This window comes from Pseudomonas sp. Arb-4-2C (assembly GCF_055755015.1).
The window spans coordinates 4241786-4265263 of the sequence record NZ_CM146899.1; the positions used below are offsets into that span (position 1 = coordinate 4241786).

25 protein-coding genes and 3 pseudogenes are annotated in these 23478 nt (G+C 59.1%); 19 read left to right on the forward strand and 9 right to left on the reverse strand.

What is annotated here, in order from left to right:
• The first annotated feature begins 229 nt into the window (after positions 1–229).
• The 5 genes from AC0J41_RS19195 to AC0J41_RS19215 all read left to right on the forward strand — a co-directional run bounded on the left by AC0J41_RS19195 (position 230) and on the right by AC0J41_RS19215 (position 4059).
• The gene (locus AC0J41_RS19195) at positions 230–943 is read left to right on the forward strand and encodes an HNH endonuclease (protein ID WP_473013323.1); all 714 of its coding nucleotides are present in this window, start codon (positions 230–232) and stop codon (positions 941–943) included.
• A 184-nt stretch (positions 944–1127) separates the two neighbouring features.
• Positions 1128–2321 carry an S-type pyocin domain-containing protein gene (locus AC0J41_RS19200; protein ID WP_473013324.1) on the forward strand — a complete coding sequence of 398 codons (1194 nt, stop codon included), beginning with the start codon at positions 1128–1130 and terminating at the stop codon, positions 2319–2321.
• Entirely contained in the window at positions 2318–2551 is a 234-nt protein-coding gene (locus tag AC0J41_RS19205) for a DUF7683 domain-containing protein (RefSeq protein WP_473013325.1), read from the forward strand. Before AC0J41_RS19200 ends, AC0J41_RS19205 begins: the two co-directional genes overlap by 4 nt.
• A 37-nt stretch (positions 2552–2588) precedes the next feature.
• Entirely contained in the window at positions 2589–2819 is a 231-nt protein-coding gene (locus AC0J41_RS19210) for a DUF7683 domain-containing protein (RefSeq protein ID WP_473013326.1), read from the forward strand.
• Positions 2820–3075: 256 nt separating this feature from the next.
• Complete coding sequence (locus AC0J41_RS19215; protein WP_473013327.1) at positions 3076–4059, forward strand: hypothetical protein; 984 nt, start codon at positions 3076–3078, stop codon at positions 4057–4059.
• Between the two features lie 3 nt (positions 4060–4062).
• Here AC0J41_RS19215 and AC0J41_RS19220 read toward each other — a convergent pair whose 3' ends face one another.
• The 4 genes from AC0J41_RS19220 to AC0J41_RS19235 form a co-directional block, all read right to left on the reverse strand.
• Positions 4063–5199: a hypothetical protein gene (locus AC0J41_RS19220; RefSeq protein ID WP_473013328.1), complete on the reverse strand. Its 1137-nt coding sequence runs from the start codon at positions 5197–5199 to the stop codon at positions 4063–4065.
• 114 nt (positions 5200–5313) lie between these two features.
• A complete protein-coding gene (locus tag AC0J41_RS19225) occupies positions 5314–6000 on the reverse strand; it encodes a DUF6933 domain-containing protein (RefSeq protein ID WP_473013329.1) in 687 nt (228 codons plus the stop codon).
• Positions 6001–6033: 33 nt separating this feature from the next.
• Positions 6034–6399: a hypothetical protein gene (locus tag AC0J41_RS19230; RefSeq protein ID WP_473013330.1), complete on the reverse strand. Its 366-nt coding sequence runs from the start codon at positions 6397–6399 to the stop codon at positions 6034–6036.
• A 42-nt stretch (positions 6400–6441) separates the two neighbouring features.
• Positions 6442–7257: a sulfite exporter TauE/SafE family protein gene (locus tag AC0J41_RS19235; RefSeq protein ID WP_473013331.1), complete on the reverse strand. Its 816-nt coding sequence runs from the start codon at positions 7255–7257 to the stop codon at positions 6442–6444.
• Between the two features lie 112 nt (positions 7258–7369).
• Between AC0J41_RS19235 and AC0J41_RS19240 the strand changes: the two genes are divergently transcribed.
• The 3 genes and pseudogenes from AC0J41_RS19240 to AC0J41_RS19250 form a co-directional block, all read left to right on the forward strand.
• Positions 7370–8137, forward strand: coding sequence for an AraC family transcriptional regulator (locus AC0J41_RS19240; RefSeq protein ID WP_473013332.1), 768 nt, complete (start codon positions 7370–7372; stop codon positions 8135–8137).
• Positions 8138–8230: 93 nt separating this feature from the next.
• Positions 8231–8530 carry an XRE family transcriptional regulator gene (locus AC0J41_RS19245; protein WP_473013333.1) on the forward strand — a complete coding sequence of 100 codons (300 nt, stop codon included), beginning with the start codon at positions 8231–8233 and terminating at the stop codon, positions 8528–8530.
• Positions 8520–8639: pseudogene (locus AC0J41_RS19250) on the forward strand (transcriptional regulator); the annotation flags it as partial. The gene AC0J41_RS19245 and the pseudogene AC0J41_RS19250, both read left to right, overlap by 11 nt.
• Positions 8640–8650: 11 nt before the next feature.
• On the opposite strand, the gene AC0J41_RS19255 reads toward AC0J41_RS19250, so the two are convergent.
• Positions 8651–9706 carry an MBL fold metallo-hydrolase gene (locus AC0J41_RS19255; protein WP_473013334.1) on the reverse strand — a complete coding sequence of 352 codons (1056 nt, stop codon included), beginning with the start codon at positions 9704–9706 and terminating at the stop codon, positions 8651–8653.
• 216 nt (positions 9707–9922) lie between these two features.
• Between AC0J41_RS19255 and AC0J41_RS19260 the strand changes: the two genes are divergently transcribed.
• From AC0J41_RS19260 to AC0J41_RS19280, 5 genes and pseudogenes are all read left to right on the forward strand, one after another.
• Positions 9923–10531 carry a TetR/AcrR family transcriptional regulator gene (locus AC0J41_RS19260; protein ID WP_025112884.1) on the forward strand — a complete coding sequence of 203 codons (609 nt, stop codon included), beginning with the start codon at positions 9923–9925 and terminating at the stop codon, positions 10529–10531.
• A 134-nt stretch (positions 10532–10665) separates the two neighbouring features.
• Positions 10666–11760, forward strand: coding sequence for a diguanylate cyclase (locus AC0J41_RS19265; RefSeq protein WP_473013335.1), 1095 nt, complete (start codon positions 10666–10668; stop codon positions 11758–11760).
• Between the two features lie 274 nt (positions 11761–12034).
• Positions 12035–12718 (forward strand): annotated as a pseudogene (locus tag AC0J41_RS19270) (PAS domain-containing protein); the annotation flags it as partial.
• A gap of 108 nt (positions 12719–12826) precedes the next feature.
• Positions 12827–13264: pseudogene (locus AC0J41_RS19275) on the forward strand (methyl-accepting chemotaxis protein); the annotation flags it as partial.
• A 161-nt stretch (positions 13265–13425) separates the two neighbouring features.
• Positions 13426–13959 (forward strand): DUF1003 domain-containing protein, encoded by a 534-nt coding sequence (locus tag AC0J41_RS19280; protein ID WP_025112881.1) that lies wholly within the window; start codon positions 13426–13428, stop codon positions 13957–13959.
• Here AC0J41_RS19280 and AC0J41_RS19285 read toward each other — a convergent pair whose 3' ends face one another.
• Entirely contained in the window at positions 13960–14901 is a 942-nt protein-coding gene (locus tag AC0J41_RS19285; RefSeq protein ID WP_473013336.1) for a LysR family transcriptional regulator, read from the reverse strand. It abuts the gene before it with no gap.
• A 75-nt stretch (positions 14902–14976) separates the two neighbouring features.
• Between AC0J41_RS19285 and AC0J41_RS19290 the strand changes: the two genes are divergently transcribed.
• The gene (locus AC0J41_RS19290; RefSeq protein ID WP_473013337.1) at positions 14977–15678 is read left to right on the forward strand and encodes a CTP synthase C-terminal region-related (seleno)protein; all 702 of its coding nucleotides are present in this window, start codon (positions 14977–14979) and stop codon (positions 15676–15678) included.
• Positions 15675–15989, forward strand: a complete 315-nt coding sequence (locus AC0J41_RS19295; RefSeq protein WP_025112878.1) for an antibiotic biosynthesis monooxygenase family protein — start codon at positions 15675–15677, stop codon at positions 15987–15989. Before AC0J41_RS19290 ends, AC0J41_RS19295 begins: the two co-directional genes overlap by 4 nt.
• 322 nt (positions 15990–16311) lie before the next feature.
• On the opposite strand, the gene AC0J41_RS19300 is transcribed toward AC0J41_RS19295, so the two are convergent.
• On the reverse strand, positions 16312–16638 hold the full coding sequence (locus AC0J41_RS19300; RefSeq protein ID WP_025112877.1) for a DUF2025 family protein: 327 nt from the start codon (positions 16636–16638) through the stop codon (positions 16312–16314).
• Between the two features lie 222 nt (positions 16639–16860).
• Between AC0J41_RS19300 and AC0J41_RS19305 the strand changes: the two genes are divergently transcribed.
• The 3 genes from AC0J41_RS19305 (at position 16861) to AC0J41_RS19315 (ending at position 19768) form a co-directional block, all read left to right on the forward strand.
• Positions 16861–17988 carry a glycerophosphodiester phosphodiesterase gene (locus AC0J41_RS19305; protein ID WP_025112876.1) on the forward strand — a complete coding sequence of 376 codons (1128 nt, stop codon included), beginning with the start codon at positions 16861–16863 and terminating at the stop codon, positions 17986–17988.
• A gap of 138 nt (positions 17989–18126) precedes the next feature.
• A complete protein-coding gene (locus AC0J41_RS19310) occupies positions 18127–18432 on the forward strand; it encodes a PepSY domain-containing protein (RefSeq protein WP_473013338.1) in 306 nt (101 codons plus the stop codon).
• 160 nt (positions 18433–18592) lie between these two features.
• Positions 18593–19768, forward strand: a complete 1176-nt coding sequence (locus tag AC0J41_RS19315; protein WP_473013339.1) for a GAF domain-containing sensor histidine kinase — start codon at positions 18593–18595, stop codon at positions 19766–19768.
• A gap of 121 nt (positions 19769–19889) precedes the next feature.
• Here the strand turns inward: AC0J41_RS19315 and AC0J41_RS19320 are convergent, their stop codons facing one another.
• The gene (locus tag AC0J41_RS19320; RefSeq protein ID WP_473013340.1) at positions 19890–20339 is read right to left on the reverse strand and encodes a hypothetical protein; all 450 of its coding nucleotides are present in this window, start codon (positions 20337–20339) and stop codon (positions 19890–19892) included.
• A 109-nt stretch (positions 20340–20448) separates the two neighbouring features.
• Positions 20449–22071: a methyl-accepting chemotaxis protein gene (locus AC0J41_RS19325; RefSeq protein ID WP_473013341.1), complete on the reverse strand. Its 1623-nt coding sequence runs from the start codon at positions 22069–22071 to the stop codon at positions 20449–20451.
• Positions 22072–22347: 276 nt separating this feature from the next.
• On the opposite strand from AC0J41_RS19325, the gene AC0J41_RS19330 reads away from it, so the two are divergent.
• The gene (locus AC0J41_RS19330) at positions 22348–23370 is read left to right on the forward strand and encodes a transporter (protein WP_025112871.1); all 1023 of its coding nucleotides are present in this window, start codon (positions 22348–22350) and stop codon (positions 23368–23370) included.
• The last annotated feature ends 108 nt before the right edge of the window (positions 23371–23478 follow it).

Sequence of the window (23478 nt, forward strand, 5' to 3'; positions counted from 1 at the left end):
CGTCACGTCACAGCGTTCAATCCTCTTCAGCACTTACAGCCGCTTCCATTGAAGCCTGCTACGAGCCTACTAAGCTCTATTGCAGGTGCCTAATAAACGCCCAACATAGAAAGCTTGGTCAGGTTTGTAGGAGCGCGCGAGATTAGTCGCTTCTTTCTGTAGGAATTTTCGTAGACAGCAGTAATGGCCACTCAGTATCGTCCGAGGGTTTTCAACTCTCGGCGACTGTATGGATACCTCGAAAGAAAAGACTGGCTGGAGCGATGAGGAGCTAGAGGCTTCGGTAGACGCTTACCTGAAGATGTTGGCTCTGGAGCAGCAAAATCAGCCATTCAAAAAGGCAGACGAAAACCGTCTTTTGCGTGAAGGTCCACTCAGCAGACGCAGTGCCTCCTCCGTCGAGTACCGCATGCAGAACATCTCTGCGGTGATGGAGCAATTGGGGCTGCAGCGAATTACTGGCTACGTTTCGGCAAAGAACCTTGGCTCTGGCGTTAGTAAACGAATCAAGGAAATCCTCGCGAAGAAGGGCATCGAGGCATTACGACAAGGCGAACAGCGGGGCATTACATTTACTCCGCTTCAGTTGGTCGAGGTCACTGCACCTCAGCAAAATGAAGCGCCCGTGGGTGTTCTAAACCCTAAAGAGACGACCTCCACTGTCGTGAGACTTGCCCGCGCCCAGAGCGTAAAAAAATGGGTACTCAAGTACTCCCAAGGCATTTGTGAAGGCTGCGGCCAAATCGCACCATTCACTAGCGCAAACGGCCGTCCGTTTCTCGAAGTCCATCACGTTAAGCACCTTATTGATGGCGGAACCGACCGCATATGCAACACGGTTGCGCTGTGTCCGAACTGCCATCGCCGTTGCCATCATTCCAGCGACAAAAAAGAGTTCACCGCTGAGTTTTATAAAAGAGTCGAGCGGTTGAGGCCTGAATAGTGGATTGCATCAAACCCGTGCCGAGGAATCCCACCGTACCGAAGACTCTGCACTGACACCCAAATCAAACAGCGACAATTCCCAACCTGATCCAAGACCCGTCCTACAGCCTCAATGCATCACCTTCGTTAACGTCGCCCGGCTTCTTTCCGGTGTGACCGAAAAATGAACGAAAGGATGATCAGTGGCTGGCAAAACGGATATTCCCCGGGTCAGGAGCCCACCTTCGGGCGATGGGCATCACGTCACCTACCGGTTCATGAACGCGACCGAACTGGCTGAGCGCGACGCCAGGCAAAGCGCTTATGAGGCCATGCTGGCCCGGCAGGATGCGTTTGAGCGCAGCCGGCAGATCGTTGTCAAAAAAGACGAGGCGGTTCGGGCCGGATGCGTGTTCGCGAAGTCTTGCAAGCTGCCGGACGCGATCATTGATTACTCGAATCCCTCCGGGATGGTGCCGACCGACAGCCTGAGGGATTACGGCGAATTCGCTTTGCTCGGTACCCGTGAGGTCGATGACGCCGGGCTGCGGAACCTGCAAACCATCAGCGGCAATACCGTTTCACTCGGCCTCGGGCGCCTTGCTCTTCGAAGCCCGACACTCGTCACGCCAACACTAGGTCTAGGTGCCACCATCGGCGCTACCGGTGCCGCACTCATAACCGGCATGGTCGCTTTGCTCTGGACGCCCAGCCTGGGTGACAGCGCTCTCTACACCGAGGAACAATTGCGCGCCCTCAAGCAAGCCCGCACCCGTGTTCGTCTGCGCATCGAGCAACAAAACGACGGTACTCTCAAAGGTTATGCCTTCTACACCGGCAAGCATCGCGACTGGGAAATGGTCGATGTCGTGAAACTGGAAACCCGCGACAGTCAGTACATCGCCAATCTGGGTGAAGGCGTCGAGCTGATCTGGACACCTGCCGTAGACGGCTCCGACATTCTCGGCATTCCTGCTCTCGAAGCCGCCCCACAGGCCCCGCATATCTGGGTTTATCCGCCAACGAAAGCGGCGAACGACATCCTTGTAAATCCGGTTTACCCGCCGGAGTACAAGGATTTCATTCTGGTGTTTCCGGAGAGTTCGGGGGTAAGACCGGTTTATATTGTGGTGAGTGTTTCTGATCACAAATATCATCCGGCACCCAAAGGATTGAGTGCGTTTCCCGATTCAACACCTGCAAAACAGAAGACCAGGGTCAAAGGACGAGGTACTCGTATGCGTTGGAAAACCAAGGATGGGCTAATTCTGGAATGGGATTATCAACATGGAGCAGTAGAGATGTACGACAAACGCGGTCGGCATCTGGGCGAATTCGACGCTGACACTGGTGAGCAAAACAAACCGGCCGATCCAAAGAGAAGGATAGAACCATGACTCACGTTATTTATGCGTTTGATCGATCAACCGAAGCCCTGATTTTCGAAGTTTCTATCTCGGCGGAGCATATCGAGCAGCTGCGAATCATCATGAAATGGAATGACGCAGAAGACGAACTCTACGGTTACGATCTTGACTCTCAGCAGTTAGCACAACTGGAAACGTTAACCGGAAGATCCTTCTACGATCCTCAATACGATTACCAACTGGCTAGCTACGGGGATTAAAAGTTCAGGGCACCCAGTGACGGCACGAGGACAGTCCATGATCTATCTAATCGAGGCATTTGATAAAGACAGCGGTTTCATGGCATTTGAAGAGAAACTCCCAAATGCATCGGATCAGTCTATAAAAACCATCATGGGATGGACGGTGGAGCAGGAAGGATGGGAGGGATACGATCTCTCGCACGAACAGCTTGGAGCGCTGGAAAGACTACTGGGGAAGGAAATTTATAACCCTGCTTATAAATTCCAGCTCAGCTGCAATGTGTAACCGCTGGTTCTGACACCGGTGAGCAGAACAAACCGGCCGCGCGTTCACCGGATTTGGGGCCGCTCCGCAAGCTCCCTCGCCACAGGGGTGATGTGCTGCCTGCAGTGGCGGTGTGAGGATTGAAATCTAGTTGATGCCTGGAATCACCAGCAGGCTGGCTCCCGCAGATTTCGCATCATCCTGAAAACAATCAGTGCAACCCGCCCCGCCTCCCGCTATTAATACCCCTCCCCCACTCAAGGACCCGAGCCCCACCATGAAATTCGATCTCGCCTACTGCCTCAGCCTCGACGACAAGTTGTCGATCTATGACGTTCGCGATCTCAATTTCGATGAGACGGTGGCGTTCGATTCGGCCAAGGAGCATTTCCAGTGTCCCAACGATGCCTGTCGTTTGGCGTTTGATGCGTCCAACGAGTTGGGCACGTTCAACGCGAAGAACGTGAATTACGTGCGCACACCGCACTTCAAGAATCTACCCACGACGCAGCATGTGGTGGGTTGTCCGTATGTAAGTTTGAAGGCGTCGGCGTCGGGGGTTGAGGCGGCGGAGGGCGAGGTGGATGACGGGCGGGAGGAGCATTTTCCGTCGGAGTTGTTGCTGACGCGGCGTGAGTATGTGCGCAAGCCTGCTGCGCCTGCGGGGGCGGCGGATGTGTTGCGGGATGATCCGGTGCGGGTGGCGCAGGTGAGTTCCAAGGAGTCGCCGGGGCATGAGACGGCGCCGGACAAGACCAGTGTCTTCGCCCATCCGGTGGAGTGTTTTGTGTCGAACTTCGCCGACAAGGAGTTGCTCAAGCGTATGCCGTTGAAGATCGGCGAGCACACGGCGCCTTATGGTTCGTTCTTCAAGAAGATCGAGTATCTGACGGACAACAAGGGGCTGATTTACTGGGGCAAAATCAAGGAGATCAAGGATTACACCCTGAGTTTTCGCATCGATTTCGAGCAGAAGGTCTGGTTCAAGCAGGCGGATGAGGCGAAGAAGAAGCCGTATTCGGTGAACGTGTACTTGAGCAAGAAGTTGATCGACAACTACCGCAAGCGCAAGGCGTTTCTGGAAGAGATCAAGCACGCGATCGACAGTGACAAGGAGTTGTTCTGTTTCTTCTATGGCGTGACGCCGGAGTTGAAGCAGGTGCCGAGCAAGAAGAACCCCGAACAGAGGTTCGGGGTGTTCAGTGCCAATATCGAGAACCTGGATCACTTCATTGTGCGGGAAGCGCCGGGGTTGGCGTGACGCTTAGCCTTTGGGCAATTGCAGTTTCGCTTCACCACGGTGCTGGTTGACCAGCGAGTACGGCAGCACCGACCAATCAGGGTCGTCGCAGTTACGTTGGTAACGGGCGAAGTAAGCCCCCAGGTAAATGCCCTTCGGCGTGAAGTGCCAGTTGGAATAACCCCAGACACTTTCATCGGTGTAATCGCAGCTGCCGTCGTCTTCGGCGGGCTTCTTCATTTCTTCGGGGTACAGCGTGGTGAACTGTTTGACCAGCCAAGGCGCCATGACTTTCATCTGATCGTATTCGGTGGCCGCGCTATTGGGTTCACCAATCCACAGTACATCTTTTAGTTTCAACAACTCGCCAGTGTGAACATCCAGGTTGATCGGCGAGCTGCCGAAGTCCGGATGGGCACCGCCGCAGCTGTAACCGGTGGAGATGTCCAGGCTGACCACGTCGGGCGAGAGAAACTCAGGGGCGGCACCTTGATCGAACTCGGCGTATTCCCCACCATCCATCATGCAGCGGTGATAGTCGATAACCTCCGTCCAGAGTCGTCCGAGCAAGTGGTCGTTGATGCGCTGCTGCTCTTCTTTCGTGTAGCCGGACTCGACACTGAACAACAATATCTTCGACTCAGGCTCCGTCCACCATTGCAGGTCGTAGCCCATGAAGTTTTCTTTCTTCCCCGGTTTGAGCTTGAGCCCCTGTAGGCGCAAATACTCGTAGGGTTCGCTCTTTGGCAAAGTGGCAATAAAGGGCAACGTCGTTGCAGTTGGCGCGGGAAGTTTGGCTTCGGTCAGTTGCACCGGCAGCTTCTTGCCCTTGGGGTTTTGCCATTCCCCCTGCCAACCGTTGGCGGTGGACTTAAGTTTCAAAGTCGGCAGCGGCTTGTCATCGCCATAACGGTTGTTACCTTCAACAAGGTTCAACGTGCTGTCTTGCTGCGAGCCGCTGAGTTCCAGGTCGCGGTGATACTTCTCATAGAAGTAGCGGCCGGTGACTTCGTCCTGCTGCGTGGTGTTGAGTTCCAGCACAATCGGCATCTTGCCCAACGTACCGGTGAACACACGCCGGCCATCTTCGGCATGGGCGGTGGAAATCAGTGTAAACAGCGCCGCAGCGTATGGCGCCAGGCGCAGCAGTCCCTTGAGCATGGATCGATCCCTGAGTGAGTCGAAGGTTGCGCCGTTATGTATAGATCGGCGCAGGTCAGTTTCGCGGCGGATTATGGCGGGGACTTTCTCAGGAATCGAGTGCGACCAAAAATTTCAGCGCTGCAGCGATTCTTCAAAAGCACTAATCTCCTGTTTCGCCTTTCTGCGCCGTTTTAAAGCGGCGCGAATGTCTGCTTCATCCACTGAGCAATACTGACGCAACCAGTGAGCAATCATTTCTTTATCCGGCCAGAAACACTCTTTTTGGCCTTTACTTCTGGGCGTGTCGTTCATCTGCGCATCGAAGCCAATGGCGGCCCGTTCGCCCTGCGGTAAACACCCCCACTCCGCTGCACAATCCTGAAAAAACCAGGCAATCTCATCGATGTGTTTTTGCGCACTGCGATGGCTACGTCGATAAAACCTGTGTTCGCGACGGGCCTCCTCCATTCGCTGCGGCATGATGCCGGCATCGACCCAGTTCATGAGGTCGTGATTGATCGCATCGCGCATTAATCCTTCACGCCAACGGTCAGCAAACCAGGCAACAAAACCTTCAGTGTCACCCTTCTTGGCATCGGCAAAGATCATGCAATAACGAGTTTCCACGTGGATGACGAACAGTACATGCTTACGCTGCACGGTTATGGCGTGTACCAGCCACTGCTCGACGAAAGGGGCGTGCTCATCATCCTCAATAACTGATGACGGTGGTTCAGGATCTACCGGCGTGAGCTTTTTGCCTTTATGCACATGGCTAAAGAACTTACTGGCGGCCTCGGTACAATTGAAGATCAACATCTGGGTTCTCTGCTAAATACGGGTCAACGACACTCAGAAGTCATATTTGCGTTCTTCGGCCCATTCAATTTCATAAGGCTGGCGAACGGCGCCTGAAATACGCTCCCGCATATCTTCACTGAGCGCTGACAATTCCGCGTCGGTCAGCAAGTCATGCGCGACCATCAACATCAGAGGCAGCATTACGTTTGAGCGACTCATCCGACCATCGAATACCGCTGCCATATCCTTGTCTCGACTTCGAATCATGCGATAGAGCGTCAGGTAGCGGGCGTGCGCTGACAGCGTACTGTTTTGAGCGACGATCTGGGTCTCCGTCAGTACGCCTTGGCAAAATCGATCCAGCGCCAACTTGCGCAGCTCCTTGAATGTCTTCCAGTCACTTTCCAAGATCGCCATATTTCCTCCGCGAAGCAATTTTCAGTGGAGCCGGGGAAGGCCTCATCTTATAGACATGCCCAGCAAAACAAGAATCAGCAATCCAATATAGACCCAAACATGCACCCGATCAGGTATCCGCCCGATCCACGGCGTGGCCAATCGAATCCCGACCAACGACCCCAACGTCAGCATCGCAAACGCCAGCAAATCCACATACCCGACAAACCACGCCCCCAGATCCGTCTCGCTGAAACCGGCCAGCGCCATGTAGGTCAGTGTCCCGGCCACTGCCACCGGCACGCTCAACGGGTTCGCCATGGACGTGGCCTGGGACATGCTCAGTCCGCAACGGCGCAGGAGCGGCACGGTCATGACGCTGCCTCCTACGCCGAGGAACGTGGCGATGGCGCCGATGCCTACACCGCCGCCGGACGTTTCTGTATTTCCGAGTCGACGTGGGATGACGCCTTCCGTGCGTGTGAGGAATCCGCGTCTGATCAAGCAATCGATGATGGTCACGCCAAGGTAGGCGATGAAGGCGTAGCGAATGATGTCACCGCTGACCCACACCGCTGCCATCGCGCCGATGATCGCGCCCAGGGCGATGAAGCCTCCTAACGGCCACAGATAATGGCGGATCAGGTTGCCGGCACGGCGGTGTTTGTCGGTGGCGATCAGGGCGTTGACGATCATCACGCACGTCGAGGTGGCGACGGCGATGTGCATCGCTGATTGGCTGATGGGGTCGTCGGCGCCGTGGCTGGCGGTGAGCATGCGATAAAGCAGCGGCACGACGACAAAGCCGCCGCCGAAACCGAAGAGCACGGCGGTAATGCCGGTCAGGCAGCCGAAGAGAGTCAGCAGGAGGTAGAGCATGGCGCGTCTTCCGGTGGTGGGAAGCTATCGACGATAGAGCGACATGGCTTGGCCTGCTTCAGCAACTCAGCCAATAATATTCGCGTTCACGCCAACGACCGGGAAACGCTCGATGCGCAATGTCTCAATCAATCTGCTGGATGACACGCCGCGCCCGGTGGTGGCGATCGGTACGGATTATTCCCACGGCCATCTGTTGCCATTTCATACGCATCGACGGGCGCAATTGCTATACGGCGCGACCGGGGTGATGCAGGTTCGCACCCATGACGGTAATTGGGTGGTGCCGCCGCAGCGGGCGGTATGGATTCCGCCGGGGGTGTCGCATGAGGTGTTGATGCTGGGGGTGAGCACGCGCAGCTTGTACATCGAGCCAGGGGCGGTGGACTTGGGGCAGCATTGCCAGGTGATCAGCGTTTCGCCGTTGATGCGGCACTTGTTGATGGAAGCGGTAGAAGTGCCGCTGACCTATGAACTCGCCGGGCGCGACGGTGTGCTGATCGACTTGCTGCTGCATGAACTGGCGCGCAGTGCGCCCCTGCCCTTGCACATTCCGCTGCCGACTGACGGAAAGCTCCTGTCTTTGTGTCAGACCTTTCTGCATCAACCGAACGCCCATCAATCGCCGCAACACTGGGCCGAGCAGTTGCACATAAGCTTGCGCACCTTCAACAGACTGTTTCGGCAACAGACCGGGCTGAGCTTCAGCCAATGGCGGCAGCAGGCCTGCGTTGTGTTGGCACTGGCACGTCTGGCAGCCGGTGAAGCGGTGACGCGGATCGCCCTGGACTTCGGTTATGAGAGCCCTGCGGCGTTCTCGACGATGTTTCGGCGCATCCTCGGGCAGGCACCGTCCGTCTGGTTGGAGGCGGCGAACTAGGGCAAATCAAAAAATGCGTTTGATCCCGGCCGAAAACAACTGTACAAAAACACAGTACATTTTCAATCAGCACTCTTGAGCCCGGAGCACACCATGGCCTCTCTTGCGATGAACCACATCCTCGAACGCATTGCCCTTTTCCAGTTCACCCCGACGCACTGCGTCCAGGCCCGAGCGATGCTGGGCTGGAGCATGGAGCAGTTGTCGCGCGAAGCGGAGGTTGCCGTGGACAACATTCAGCGGTTTGAAGCGCAACAGGACGTTTCGGATGCGGCGCGGTTGGCGCTGGCTTATCGGTTTGAGGCGCAGGGGCTGGTGTTCTTTCCCGGGTTTGCGCCGGGGCGATCGGTGAGTGCCATGAACTCAGCGTCGGAGTCACTGGGGCATCAGTGAAGCCAAGATGATGGAGTGCCTCTCCCATCTTGGACGAGACGTGCAGATCGTTGTGAAAGCGGCCCCCCGATCACGGAAGGAGGGCCGAATTGAAGTGGTGTTCGTTTAACCTGAAATTCGTTAAGCGTTCTGCACCACCCCTTCACTCTCCCCTTCAACCGCCAACCACCACGCTTCACCACGTTGCGGCTGCATCAGGTTGAACGCCTCCCCCATCTGCGGCGTAGTAATCGAAACACTGCGCTCCCACGCCAGCGACAGAATCCGGTCAAACGGTTCATGCCAGGCGTGCATCGCCAGATCGAAGGTGCCGTTGTGGATCGGGAATAGCCAGCGGCCCTTGAGGTCGATGTGGGCTTGCAGGGTTTCTTCCGGTTGCATGTGCACGTGTGGCCATTCGACGTTGTACGCGCCGGTTTCCATCAGGGTCAGGTCGAACGGGCCGTACTGTTCGCCAATGCGTTTGAAGCCGTCGAAGTAACCGCTGTCGCCGCTGAAGAAGATCCGCGTTTCACCGTCGATCATCACCCACGAGGCCCACAGGGTGCTGTTGCCGTCGAACAGGCCACGACCGGAGAAGTGCTGCGACGGCGTGGCGACGAAGCGGATGCCGGCGATTTCGGTGCCCTGCCACCAGTCGTACTGGCGGACTTTGCTGGCGTCGATGCCCCATTTGATCAAGGTGTCGCCGACGCCCAGTGGGGTCAGGAAGTAGTTGGTCTTGGCGGCCAGTTTCAGCACCGCTTCATAATCGAGGTGGTCGTAGTGATTGTGCGACAGGATCACCGCTTCAATCGGCGGTAGCTGGTCGATGCTGATCGGCGGCTGGTGGAAGCGTTTCGGGCCGGCCCATTGCACCGGCGAAGCGCGCTCGGCGAAGACCGGATCGGTGATCCAGAACTTGTCGCGCATCTTCAGCAGCAAGGTCGAGTGCCCGAGGCGGTAGACGCTGTGGTTCGGCGCTGCCAGCAGGTCTTCACGCGTCAACGGTTGCACCGGGATCGCGGCGGCCGGTCGGGTATTGCGCGGCTTGTGGAAGATCATGTTCCACATGATCCGCAGCATCTTGCGAAAACCTTCGCGCTGCACCGGGGCATGGTTACGGAATAGCCCTTGATCCTGGCGAGAGGCTTCAGGCGTGGAAGTTTGATCCGCAGAGAGCACTGGATTGGCCATGACTGAATGACTCCAGAAAAACCGCGCAATTCACGGTTTTTCACGGTGGGACGATAAATGGCCAAGGCACGCACGCATCAGCCGAACTTTCTGGTTTTTAGGTTGCGAGGATTAACGCAACATTACACTGGGCGGTGTAGTTTCTAGGTTGCATCAAACGCGGCGACAAGTAAACTGCCAAGTGTAATTTCACCTTTTTTCTGCCGAAGCGTACTTATGACAGCTCCAAAGCGCCTTACCGACCGCAAACGCGAAGCCATCATCCAGGCGGCGATTGCCGAATTCCGTGCCAACGGTTTCGAGATCACCAGCATGGACAAGATCGCGGCCACCGCCGGGGTGTCGAAGCGCACGGTGTATAACCACTTCCCGAGCAAGGAAGAGCTGTTCGCCGAAATTCTCAACCAACTCTGGGCACGCATCACCGCCGAGCAGGCCGTGACCTATCGCGCGGATCAGCCGCTGCGCGAGCAACTGCAGCAGATGCTGTTGGCTAAATTGCAGATGATGGCCGATGACAATTTCCTTGGTCTGGCCCGGGTGGCGATTGCCGCCACCATCCATTCCCCGGAGCGCGCGCAGGACATGGTGGCGCGCATGGGCGAACGGGAAGAAGGTCTGACGGTGTGGATTCGCGCTGCTCAGGCGGATGGCCGGCTGAAAGCCGTGGACGCGGAGTTCGCCGCACAGCAGTTGCAAGGACTGCTGAAGTCGTTCGGTTTCTGGCCACAGATTTCCATGGGCCAGCCACCACTGGATGCGGCAACCCGGAAAGCCGTGGCCGAGTCGGCACTGGAGATGTTTCTGGCGCGATACCAGCGCTAAACCGCCTATCTCCTGCGCCCGCCACAATTAAATGGCTCGAAAGGACACTGATCATTCCCGCTGGAATAAATGACAATGTGCGCAATTGACCGACGGACGGTCAACCTGAAACAAATACTGCAAAGTATTTCAGGATGAATCTGGCGCAGGACATCATGGAAAACCAACGCGGCAAAGGCTTGTCATTCGCCAGACGCATCTATCTGCCAAGGGCCATCGGTCTGGGCGTCGGCTTTTTCAGCGTCGCGGCAGCGCTGTATCCGCTGCACATGCCGACCTGGCTCTGGGCGCTGCTGGTGTTCAACGGTTTTGTCTGGCCACATCTGGCTTATCAGGTGTCAACGCACTCGACCTTCCCCTACCACGCCGAACGTCGCAACCTGTTGTACGACTCGTTATGCGGTGGCTTCTGGACTGCGTGTTTTCAGTTCAACCCGCTGACCACCGTGACCATTCTGTCGATGATGACCATGAACAACGTCGCCGCCGGTGGACGTCGACTGTTCCTGTTCGGCGCCCTCGCCCAACTCGCCGGCGTACTGCTGGGCTGGGCAGTCTTCGGGTTCAAGTTCAGCCTGACCATGACGCAGATCCAGGTCTGGGCCTGCCTGCCGATGCTCACCCTGTATCCACTGGCGCTGGGTCTGGTCTCTTATCAACTGGCGATCAAACTTGCCCAGCACAAACGTGCGTTGAGCGCCCTCAGCCGCACCGACAGCCTCACCGGCCTGCTCAACCATGGCGCGTGGAAAGATCTGCTGCACAGCAAGTTCGAGCACTGCCAGCAGCGCCACACCCTGGATATTCTGGCGCTGATCGACATTGATCACTTCAAGTCCATCAACGACAACTACGGACACATCATCGGCGACGCGGTGCTGCGGCATCTGTCCCGCGCGCTCAAGCAACTGGCCGAAGGTGAACCGGCGGGCCGCTATGGGGGGGACGAGTTCTGCGTGATCCTGCCCGATCAGCCCCTGCACAAGGCCGAGGCACGGATGGAGCAACTGCGTCTGGCGTTGCATCAGTACCGTCATCCCGATGTGCCGGAACTGCGGGTCAGCCTGAGTATTGGCCTGGCGCGTTTTCAGCCGGCCTACAGCGATGCCGTCGCCTGGCTGGATGACGCCGACAAGGCGCTCTATACCGCCAAACACACGGGGCGCAACACGATCAGCGTGGCGCTGGGCCGTCCGAGCTCAAACGACGCCAGCCAATTCAGCCTTTGAAAAAACTGTAAACATGTTGGCTCGCACTTTCTTGTACAAGAACAATTAGTTTGTATAAGATCTGCTCGTCAGCCTGGATGCTGGCATTTTGAAGTCAACGGCCAATGCCTACCCTGCATTGGCTCTGGCAGCGCGGAAACAGGGACACAAACCTCGTCTTTCCCTACTTCCAGGTACTGCTCACATGTTTTTCAATCGCCACCAGTCCGCCCTCAATGACCTTCAACACACCATCACCCAACAGAACGGCTTGCTTGAAGCCATCAACCGCTCCATGGCGGTGATTGAGTTCGATCTGGACGGCGTGGTACTAAGTGCCAATGACAATTTCCTCAGGACCACCGGCTACCGCGCCGAACAGGTGATTGGCCAGCCTCACCGGTGTTTCTGCACCCCGGCATTTGGCCGCAGCGCGCAATACACCGAGCTGTGGTCGCGCCTGAAAAATGGCCAGTTCCAGTCCGGGACCTTCGAGCGGGTCAACAGTCAAGGCCAGCCGATCTGGCTGGAAGCCAGCTATAACCCGATCAAGGATGCATCGGGGCGGGTGGTCAAAGTGGTCAAGTACGCCATGGACGTGACGATCAAGGTGCAGCAGGAAAGCGAAGCCAACGCCAAGCTTCAGGCGATCGATCGGGCGATGGCGGTGATCGAATTCAACCTCGACGGCAGTATTCTCACGGCCAACCAGAATTTTCTGACGCGCATGGGTTACACCCTTGCTGAATTGAAGGGTAAACATCACCGGTTGTTCTGCCGCCCGGAACTGGTCAACAGCAGCGCCTACGAGGATTTCTGGCGGCGGTTGAATCAGGGGGAGCTGTTTCAAGGCCAGTTCGAACGCGTCGACAAACGCGGCCAGACCGTGTGGCTGGAGGCCAACTACAACCCGGTGTACGACGCCTCCGGACGCCTGTGCAAAGTGGTGAAATTCGCCACGGACGTCAGCGCCCGTGTCGAGCAGCACGAACAGGATGCCCGCAGCGCCAGCGCGGCTTATCACATCTCCGTCGAGACCCGGAAAGTCGCCGAGCAAGGCACCCAGGTGATCCAGCAAGCGGCCAGCGAAATGCGTGAAATCGCTGACGACATCGCCCAGTCTTCTACGTTGATCGCGCAGCTCGGCGAACGCTCGGAGCAGATCACGGCGATCGTCAACACGATCCGCGCGATTGCCGACCAGACCAACCTGTTGGCGCTCAACGCGGCGATCGAGGCGGCGCGCGCCGGCGATCAGGGGCGCGGGTTTGCGGTGGTGGCGGACGAGGTGCGGCAACTGGCGGCGCGCACCAGCGGCTCGACAGCAGAGATTTCCAGCATGATCGGTCTGATCCAGAGCGAAACCCGCCAGGCGATCAAGAGCATGGAAGGCACCCGTGGCCGGGCGGCACAAGGCGTTGAACTGGCGGATCAGGCCGGCAGTGTGATTCTGCAGATCCGCGATGGCGCCAGCGAAGCGGTGCAGGCGGTGAGCATGTTTGCCAATGAGCGTGCACCTGGGTGATCGCTGTGTCGGGGTGTTAGACCGCGTCGCGGCCTTCGCGAGCAAGCCCGCTCACACAGGGCAACGCACTCCAATGTAGGCGCGGGCTTGTTCGCGAAGGGGCCGCCAGCCTCGGCACAGGGCTATAGTGATCAATAGCCCTGAAGCCTGCCGAGTCCATCATGACCACAGAAAAACCCGAAACACCCGCCACTGCCCCCGTCGATCACCTGCGCTTCCATCGCCCCCACGCTCACCTGAACACCACGTTCGGCGACGACAAGTTCGCCCTGCGCGCCGAGGCATTCGCGCGATTCTTCGGCACGCCGACGTTTCTTGGCGCGCAAACCCTGATCGTACTGTTGTGGGTTTTACTCAACGTGACGGGCATCACCACGTTCGACGTGTACCCGTTCATTCTGCTGAACCTCGCGTTCAGCCTGCAATCGGCCTACGCCGCGCCGTTGATCCTGCTGGCACAAACTCGCCAGGCCGCGCGGGACAAGGCGCAAGCGGACGCCGACGCGCAACACCGTGAAGCGCTGGCGACGGCCAACAGCGAGCGCCAAGCGCAAGCGGCGAAGAACACCACGCAACTGCTTGAACTGCTGGAGCAGAACACCCGCCTCACCGAAATGACCAAGAGCCTGACCGAACGCATCGAGGGTTTGACGCGCGAGTTGCACGAGCACATGTGCCAGACCCGACAGCCCTGATCAGGGCAAACGCAGCGCCCGCCCCAGCTCGTCGAACAGCGTGACCACCGAGCGCAACGCCCGGCAGTCCGGGCGGGTCAGCAACCACAGCGCGGTGTCATAGCCGTGCAGTGGTTCGCTGAGGGCTTGCACCCCTTCGGTGATCAGAAAGTCCGGCAACGCCGCCACGCCGAGTCCGCCGCGCACCAGCTCGGTAACCGAGAGCATGCTGTTGCAGCGATAAGCCGGGATCACGCCGGGCAACTGCTGCCGGCGCCAGGCGACGGTCGGGTGATCCGGCAGAAACTCGTCCAGGGCGATCCAGGTCAGCGCCGCCAGATCCGTCGCATCAACGCTTTGCAGATAACGCGCATTGGCACAGACCCGATAGGAAATCTTCGCCAGTTGGCGTCCGACCAGATGCTCGGGCGGCGTGCGCGTCAGGCGCAGGGCGATGTCGGCATCGCGTCGGCTGAGGTTGGCGAAATCGTTGGAGGTGCTGAGTTCGATGGTCAGCGCCGGGTAGTTCGGCATGAACTGCGCCAGCGCCGGTAACAGCAGCCCTTGCAGCACCGAATCGGTACAGGTCAGGCGCACCGTGCCGCTGACCACTTCCCCACCCTGCTCGACACCGATCCGCGCCGCTTCCAGTGCCTGCTCGGCGCACTCGGCCTGCTCGGCCAGCGACTGCGCGAGCGTGGTCGGCAGGTAGCCGGTGCGGCTCTTTTCGAACAACTGCTGACCCAGCGCCGACTCCAGACGCCGCACCGCGCGAAACACCGTCGACACGTCTACCCTGAGCAACTGCGAAGCCCGGGCCAGAGAGCCGCCGCGCACCAGAGCGAGAATCAGCGTCAGATCCGGGTAGTCGAGTCGATAGTGCGTCGCTGCATTGATCACTTGGGGAAACGCCAATATTGAGTGCGTGAACGCCAATCTATAGTGAGCCCCATCAATCAACAACAGGCAATCACTGTGGCGAGGGAGCTGCCTCCCTCGCCACAAAAACACGCCGTATTATTCAATAAAGGAAATCCCATGGACGCCATTTCCATCGCCCTGATCGGCGATTACGACCCGCAAGTCACCGCCCACCAGGCGATCCCCGTCGCACTCGGGATGATCGCCGAGCAGACTGGCCGCGATGTGCAATTCCAATGGTTGCCCACCGAACACATCCACGCCGACACCGCGCTGGATCACTTCGACGGTTTCTGGTGTGTCCCGGCCAGTCCCTACAAAAGCGAAGCAGGCGCCTTGCGCGCGATTCGTTTTGCCCGCGAACAACAGCGCCCTTTCCTCGGCACCTGCGGTGGCTTTCAGCATGCGGTGCTGGAGTTTTCGCGCAATGTGCTGGGCTGGGCCGATGCCGAACATGGCGAGACGTCACCCGATTCGGAGCGAGCGGTGCTCACGCCGCTGACCTGTTCACTGGTGGAAGCGGTGGACAGTATTCATCTGGTCGCAGGTTCGTTGATCGCCAAAGCGTACGAAACGTCCGAGATTCATGAAGGCTATCACTGCCGGTTTGGCGTGAATCCGCAGTTTCAACAAGCGTTGCTGACCCATCGGCTACGCGCTGTCGGCCACGACTCGACGGGCGACTTGCGCGCAATCGAATTGACCGACCATGTATTTTTTGTCGCCACGTTGTTCCAGCCGGAACGTGCGGCGCTCAAGGGTCAGGTGCCGCCGCTGGTGCGGGCGTTCGTCGAAGCCTGCGTGGAGCCGCGCCAATGAGACCGGACCCGACCTGTTTTGCGGTGATTTTCACCTCGACCCGCACCGAGGGTGACAACGGCTACGCGGCGGCGTCGGAGCGCATGATGGAGCTGGTCAGCCAGCAACCGGGATTTCTCGCAATTGATTCGATTCGCGGGGAAGACGGAGTCGGGATCACCATTTCGTATTGGGAGAGCGAAGCGGCGATTCTGGCCTGGCGCGAGCATCCCGAGCACCGGGTGATTCAGGCGCGTGGGCGGGCCGAGTGGTATTCGAAGTTTCAGACGCGGGTGTGTCGGGTGGAGCGGGAGTATCGGTTCGGGCAGTGATGACTGCGGCGTACCGACTGGCCTCTTCGCGAGCAGGCTCGCTCCCACAGGTACGGCGTTTGGGCTGTGAGTCTGGTGGGGCTTGCACTGGCCTCTTCGCGAGCAAGCCCGCTCCCACAGGTACGGCGTTTGGGCTGTGAGTCTGGTGGGGCTTGCACTGGCCTCTTCGCGAGCAGGCTCGCTCCCACAGGTACGGCGTTTGGGCTGTGAGTCTGGTGGGGTTGGCACTGGCCTCTCGCGAGTTGGCTCGCTCGCACAGGTAGAGCACAATTTGTGGGAGCGGGCTTGCTCGCGAAGGGGCCGCAGCAGCCACTACATAACTTCAGCCCTTCACCAGACTGCGCACCGCCACAATCTCCGGCACCTCAACCTTGCTCATGTACACCCGCAGCGGCTCGCTGATGTTGATCCGGTCATCGATGTTCTGATCCAGCAGCAACTGAATCAGCTCACGCTTCAAGGTCATGGTCGTCTCAGAGGCCGCAGCCCAGACAAACTCGCTGGTGGGAATAATGCCGTCATCGGCCACGTCCATGCCGAACGAATCTTCGCTGAAACGCACGATGTACTGACCGGTCTTGCGGTTGAGGCCGACAAAGCCCTTGAGGTCGTCGGCCGCCTGGCAGATGAGTTGGGAAGTGATGCGCATGGTAAACCTCACGAAAAATCATCGATGGTTTACACGCAGGGCAAAACAATCGGCGCGCCCTCTGCCGGGGCGTCTGCCAGAGGCAAGCGTACTGCAAACAGCGCCACAAAAGTGCAGGAAAAATCGCTTTTAATACGTTTATGTCGGTCTGGCGATAGCACGCAATCGATTCAGTTGTTAAAAGGTACGTCTTTGAAAATGCCCTGCGAAAGGAACTCGAACATGCCCGCCACTTTCACCAAAAGCGCCCTCATGCTGAGCCTGATGCTCGGTCTCGGCCAGGCCCACGCCGCCGCCCAGACCAACATCGATGCGCTGGCCGCCGCCCACGGCATCCCGCATCCGGCGGTGATCGCCCACCGTGGCGCGTCCTTCGATGCACCGGAATCCACCGCCGCCTCCTACAAACTGGCCCGCGACCTCGGCGCCGATTACCTGGAAATGGACTTGCAGCGCAGCAAGGACGGTGTGCTGTTCGCCCTGCACGATAACAACCTGCAACGCACCACCGACGTCGCGACCAAATTCCCGGAGCGCAAGGACAGCCCGGCCACGGCCTTCACCATGGCCGAACTGAAAACCCTCGACGCCGGCAGCTGGTACAACAAGGCTTACCCGGATCGCGCGCGTCCGACCTACGCCGGGCTGAAAATCCTGACCCTGGACGAAATCATCGACATCGCCCAGGCCAACCCGAAACACAAGCCGGGCCTGTACATCGAAACCAAAGAACCGCAGCTGTTCCCCGGGATCGAGCACGACCTGAAAGAGAAGCTGCAGGATCGCGGCTGGCTGAGCCCGGCCGGTTCGAAACTGGCGAAGAGTGAGCTGGGCGTCGGCCAGGGCAAAGGCAAGGTGATCCTGCAGACCTTCGAGAAGAACAGCCTCGTACTGCTGCAAAAGGAAATGCCGCAGGTGCCGAAGATCCTGCTGCTGTGGGTCGGCGAAGGCAGCATCGAGCCGAAATCGGCAGTGACCTTTGCCGAGTCCGGCGAAAAAGACAAGAACGTGTTCTACGGCAAGCAGGAGCCGAAGTCCGAAGCCGAGTTCAAACAGTGGGTTGATTTCGCCAAGGCTCAGGGCGCCATCGGCACCGGCCCTTCGGCCAGGCTGACCAAGGGCGGCGACCAGAGCTATTCGGATCTGGTACAGCCGTGGATGAACCAGTACACCCACGATCAGGGCATGCTGGTGCACGTGTATACCGTCGATGAGCCGGTGGACTTCGAGAAAGTCATGGCGGCGGGTGTCGATGGCATCTTCACCAACCGCGCCAGCGAACTGTTGAAGTTCTACAAGCGCCCGGCCAGTGCCAGTGTTGATCAGGTGTTGAAGAACAACGGGTTCTGATCGGTCAACCGGGTGGTCCGCATCGCGAGCAGGCTCACTCCTACAAGAGCCCTGCACGCGATGCGGGGTTTTAAGGGTGAATTAAGTTGCAGTGGTTAACCTGAGCCCACTTCAACGAACAACCCAAGGAATGACCCGATGAAAACTTTGACTGCCCTGTTTACCGCCGCTGCCCTGACACTGACCGCCGGCCTGGCCCAGGCTGACGTCCGCGTCAACCAGATCCCGCAACTGGTGAAGGAAGGCAAGATCAAGTCGCTGGAGTCGATGAACGCCGAGGCGCTGAAACTGCACCCGGGTGCGACCATCACCGACACCGATCTGGACAACCACTTCAACGGTTACGAGTACGAAGTCGAGCTGAAAACCGCCGATGGCAAAGAGTTCGACGTGGACTTCGATGCCACCACCGGCAAGGTCCTGAGCAACAAGCAAGACACCTGATACACCGCCGAAAAAGCCGCACGATCAAAGGATCGTGCGGCTTTTTCGCGTCTGGCCTCAGGCTGATCGCTTCAGCCGCGTAATCAATGCGCGCCAAGCCCCCGGCAGCCCGCTAGTATGGGCGCAGATCGATCAACGACAGCAGACGAGAGCGATGGGCATGGGGCAGACAGCGGCAGCAGACATCGCGACAATCGGCCGGATCAGCGCGGTTCCGGCGATCCTTCAGGTGATCCGCGAACTGACGGGCCTGCGTTTTGCCGCGGTGGCGCGGGTTACCGAGGATTCGTGGACCACCTGCGCGGTGCTCGATCAATTGGCGTTCGGCTTGCAGGTCGGCGGTGAACTGGACGTGGTCACCACGCTGTGCCACGAAATCCGTCAGTCGCATGTCTCGGTGGTGATCGACAAGGCCAGCGAAGACCCGCTCTACCGCGAGCATCACACCCCGCGCCTGTACAAATTCGAGAGCTACATTTCGGTCCCGGTGTTTCGCACCGACGGACGTTTCTTCGGCACCATCTGCGCCCTCGACCCGATTCCTGCGCAACTGAAATCCAGCACGATTCAAAGCACCATGGAGTCTTTCGCGCGGATGCTCGCGCTGCAGATCGAAGCCGAAGAAAACCTGCAACGCACCGAAACCGAGTTGCAGGCCGAACGGGAAAACAGTGAGCTGCGCGAACAGTTCATCGCCGTGCTCGGCCACGATTTGCGCAACCCGCTATTTGCCATCAGCGCCGGTGCCGAAATGCTCTTGCGCAAGCACCCGGACCCGGCCATCGACGTGCGCGTGCGCAACATTCTTGGCAGTGCGCAACGGGCGACGCGGCTGGTGGATGACGTGCTTGATTTCGCTCGCGGACGGTTGGGCAATGGCATTCCGGTGGATATCCAGCGCTGCGCGGACCTGACCGAAGCGGTGCAGCAGGTGGTGACGGAGATCCGCAACGTGCACCCGGAACGCACGATCAGCGCGTCCATTGGCGACTTGCAGGGTGTGCATTGCGACCGTGCCCGGATTGCCCAACTGCTGTCGAACTTGCTGGCCAATGCCGTGGCCCATGGCGACCCGGCGGGCGACATCGAAGTCATCGCTCAAGTCGAGCACGGTGCGTTGATGCTGGCGGTGAAAAACCAAGGGCATATTCCCGAAGCGATCCTGCCGCATCTGTTCCAGCCCTATTCACGCCCGGTCGGCAGCACGCCCCAGGCCGGCCTCGGTCTAGGTCTGTATATCGCCAGCCAGATTGCCCAGTCCCACGGCGGGCGCCTGCATGTCGCGTCCACCGCTCAAAGCGGCACGCTGTTCACCTTCAGCCTGCCCACCCCCTGAGACACACCACAGTTCCCTGCAGGAGTGAGCCTGCTCGCGATAGCGATGTGTCAGTCACCATGAATATGGCAGACATACCGCTGTCGCGAGCAAGCTCACTCCTACAAGGGGAACGTGATGTTCAGGCCGAAGTGCTGACCAGCGAGCCCGAGCTGCTCGAACCCGACTGCTGCAACGCCTGCAACAACGCCGCCGTCGCCGTCTGCAACGAAGCCGACGTGCTGGATATCTGCGATTCGGCGGACGCCACATCGGCTGCCTTGGCATCAGCGTCTTCCTGCTTGGCCTGGGCCGCCTGCAAAGCCTGTTGCTGTTCCTGCAGTTGCTTTTGCAGCTCGGCAATCTGCTTGCGCAGTTCTTTCACCGAATCCGATTCATCGCTGCTGTCGGAACTGCTGTCGCCCGCCGGCGCAGCGCCCTCACCGGCAGCGACTTTGCCGGTATCCGCGCTGACGCCGTTGCTGGCCGTGGCGGTGGTGCTGGAGGCGTCCTCGGTAGCGTCGCTGATTTTGGTTTTGCTGGTGGCGGTGCTGAGGGTCTGGTTGATTGAAACAGAGGTGATGCTGACCATGGGAAGGCTCCGATGCCGGTTATGAATAATCGGCCATCGGCGGCGCTCGCCCTGATTTGAGATCGACTGTGTACCGACTCGGTAACCGAATCGGTACACCCAGGCTCGATCAGGCGCTCAGGCGCGCGGTGACCTCATTGAGTTGCCCGGACAGGCCATGCAGGTTCTGGCTGGCGCTTTCGGTGCGCTGCACGCTGTTGAGGTTGGTGCTGGCAATCGAGGTGATCTCGGTCAGGTTGCGCGAGATGTCTTCGGCCACCGAGGTCTGCTCTTCGGCAGCGGTGGCGATCTGGCGGTTCATGTCGCGGATCGCTTCCACCGCATGGGTGATGCGCTCAAGCATGGCGCCGGCCTGGGTCACTTGCTCGACGCTTTCATCGCTGCGCGCCTGACCGCTTTCAATCGCGTGGGCAGCGTCCACCGCGCCGGTCTGCACGCTCTGAATGATCTGGTTGATCTCGATGATCGACTCCGCCGTGCGTTGCGCGAGGTTGCGCACCTCGTCGGCAACCACGGCAAAACCGCGTCCGGCCTCACCGGCCCGCGCCGCTTCAATCGCCGCATTGAGCGCCAGCAGGTTGGTCTGCTCGGCGATGCCGCGAATCACTTCCAGCACCTTGCCGATACGCCCGCTGTCAGCTTCCAGACGACGGATGACCGTGGCGGTGTTGGCGATTTCGCTGCGCATCTGGGTGATGGTATGGATGGTGCTCTGCATGACCGTTTCACCCTGCTGGGCGGACTGGTCGGCATCGTCGGCCGCGCGCGCCGCGTCCGCCGCGTGACGGGCGACTTCCTGGGCGGTGGCGGACATTTCGTTCATCGCCGTCGCCACCTGGTCTGTGCGGTTGAACTGCTCGTTGGTGCCGCCGGCCATGGTCGTGGCAATGGCGTTCAGCTCGCCGCTGGCGCTGTCCAGATCACTGGCGCTGCGTTGCAGGTGGGTGAATGTTTCGGCAAGGAAGTCACGCAGGGTATTGGCGGCGGCCGCAAGGTTGCCCAACTCGTCCTGGCGGTTGTTGGCAACACGTTCGGCGAGGCGCCCGCGACTCAACTGGGTGACGTAATCGATCAGCTTGCGGATCGGTTCGATCAGGTTGCGGTTGACCAGCCACAGGCTCAAGAGACCGATCAGAAGCCCCGAGCCGAGCATCACCAGAATGCCCAGCAATACGGTGCTGTCGGCACTGGCGCTGATCTGCGCCGACTGTTCGTTGCCGTGCTTGCGCAGCTCGGCCACCAGTTCGCTCATCTGATCGCTGGTGGCACGGTCTACGCCTTTGACAGCGGTGTCGCCAGCGGTTGGATCGCCACCGGCCGCCACGTAGGCATCACGGCCTTTCTGGTAGGCGCTGCCCAGTTGACGGTGCTCGTCACGCAGGCGTTCGATGCGGCTTTTCAGCGCCGGCTCGATGCCTTTCTGGCCGGCCAGTTCACCGAGGATGTTCTGCACATCGCGCTGGCGATCTTCGAACTGGCTCCAGTATTTGGCCAGGTCCGCCGGTTGCTTGCCGCGCAGCAGGACGTTCTTCCATTCCTGTACCTGCACCTTGAATTGCAGGTTGGCCTCGTCGATCAACTGCGAGGTGTGCAAGGGACCTGCGATCAACTGGCTGTAGTTCTGCACGCCGTTGGACAGGAAATGAAAACAGGCCAGCGCGATCAACAACATCGCCAGCAGGCTGCCGCTCAGCAGGGCGAGAATTTGCGCTCTCAGGGATTTTTGCAGCATCGCAAGATACTCAGGACAGGGATGAGGCACGCCCGGTGAGGCGTGGAGTTTTGCCGGACATCCGTGTCGGCGAGCCTTGGCTCATGGCCAAGCGCGCGCAACGTAACCTAAGCGTGATCGGCGCACCAGAGCGCTTCTTGAAGAAAATCCGACCGCCGGTAAGACATTGATCTGGCGTCATTTAGTCGTCACACAAGTGTCATATGCGCTTGCGATGATGCGGCTCAGTGAACCTGCCATTCCGCGACCGACGCGCCCTCCTCGCAGCGAGCCTCCATGAACCACAGCCTCGATATCAGTCATCGCGACCCTGACTTGTTCGGCCTGCTTTACGGTTTCCGTTTCCGCCCGGGCGAACGTGGCCGCGAAGTCGATTCGGCGACCGCCCTGCGCTGCCTGCAAGACGACAGCGACGGTGATGAATTCCTCTGGTTGCACCTGAACCTGGCCCACGCAGCGTGCGAACGCTGGATGAAAAGCCACCTGCAATTGCCCGAAGAATTTTTTGAAGCGTTGCACGAAGGTTCGCGTTCAACGCGCATCGAACACGTTGACTCGGCCTTGCTGGCGGTGGTCAACGACGTGGTGTTCAACCTCAGCAGCATGGTCTCCTCCGACGTGTCGACGCTGTGGGTCTGCGTGCGCAGCAAGTTGATCGTCAGCGCGCGCCTGCAACCGCTGCACTCGGTGGACAAACTGCGCTCGTCGGTGAAGGCCGGCGAATGCTTTCGCTCGCCGTCGGAACTGCTCGTGCACCTGTTGCGCGATCAGGGCGAAGTGCTGACGCAAATCGTGCGCAAGACCAGCATGAGCGTCGACCAGGTGGAAGATGAATTGCTCTCCTCACGCCTGTCGACCAACCGCGCCGAACTCGGCGCCAATCGCCGGGTGCTGGTGCGCCTGCAACGGCTGCTGGCGCTGGAGCCGGGGTCGTTGCTGCGCCTGCTCAACCGCCCGCCCCCGTGGCTGCAGAAGGAGGACGTCAAGGAGCTGCGCAAATCCACCGAGGAGTTCGCGCTGATCATCAACGACCTCACTGCCCTTGGTGAGCGGATCAAATTGCTTCAGGAAGAGATCGCCGCCAACCTCAACGAACAGAGCAACCGCACGCTGTTTACCCTGACGGTGGTGACGGTGCTGGCGCTGCCGATCAACATCATTGCCGGTTTCTTCGGCATGAACGTCGGCGGCGTACCGCTGGCGACGGATCCGGAGGGGTTCTGGATTCTGGTGGCGCTGGTGGTGACGTTTACCGTGATTGCCGGGCGCTGGGCATTTCGCAAGCGCGGGGATTATTGACTCCACATTCGTTGCCAACACATTCCCCCTGTGGGAGCGAGCCTGCTCGCGAAAGCGGTGTGCCATTCAACAAGGATGGTGTCTGACATTCCGTCTTCGCGAGCAGGC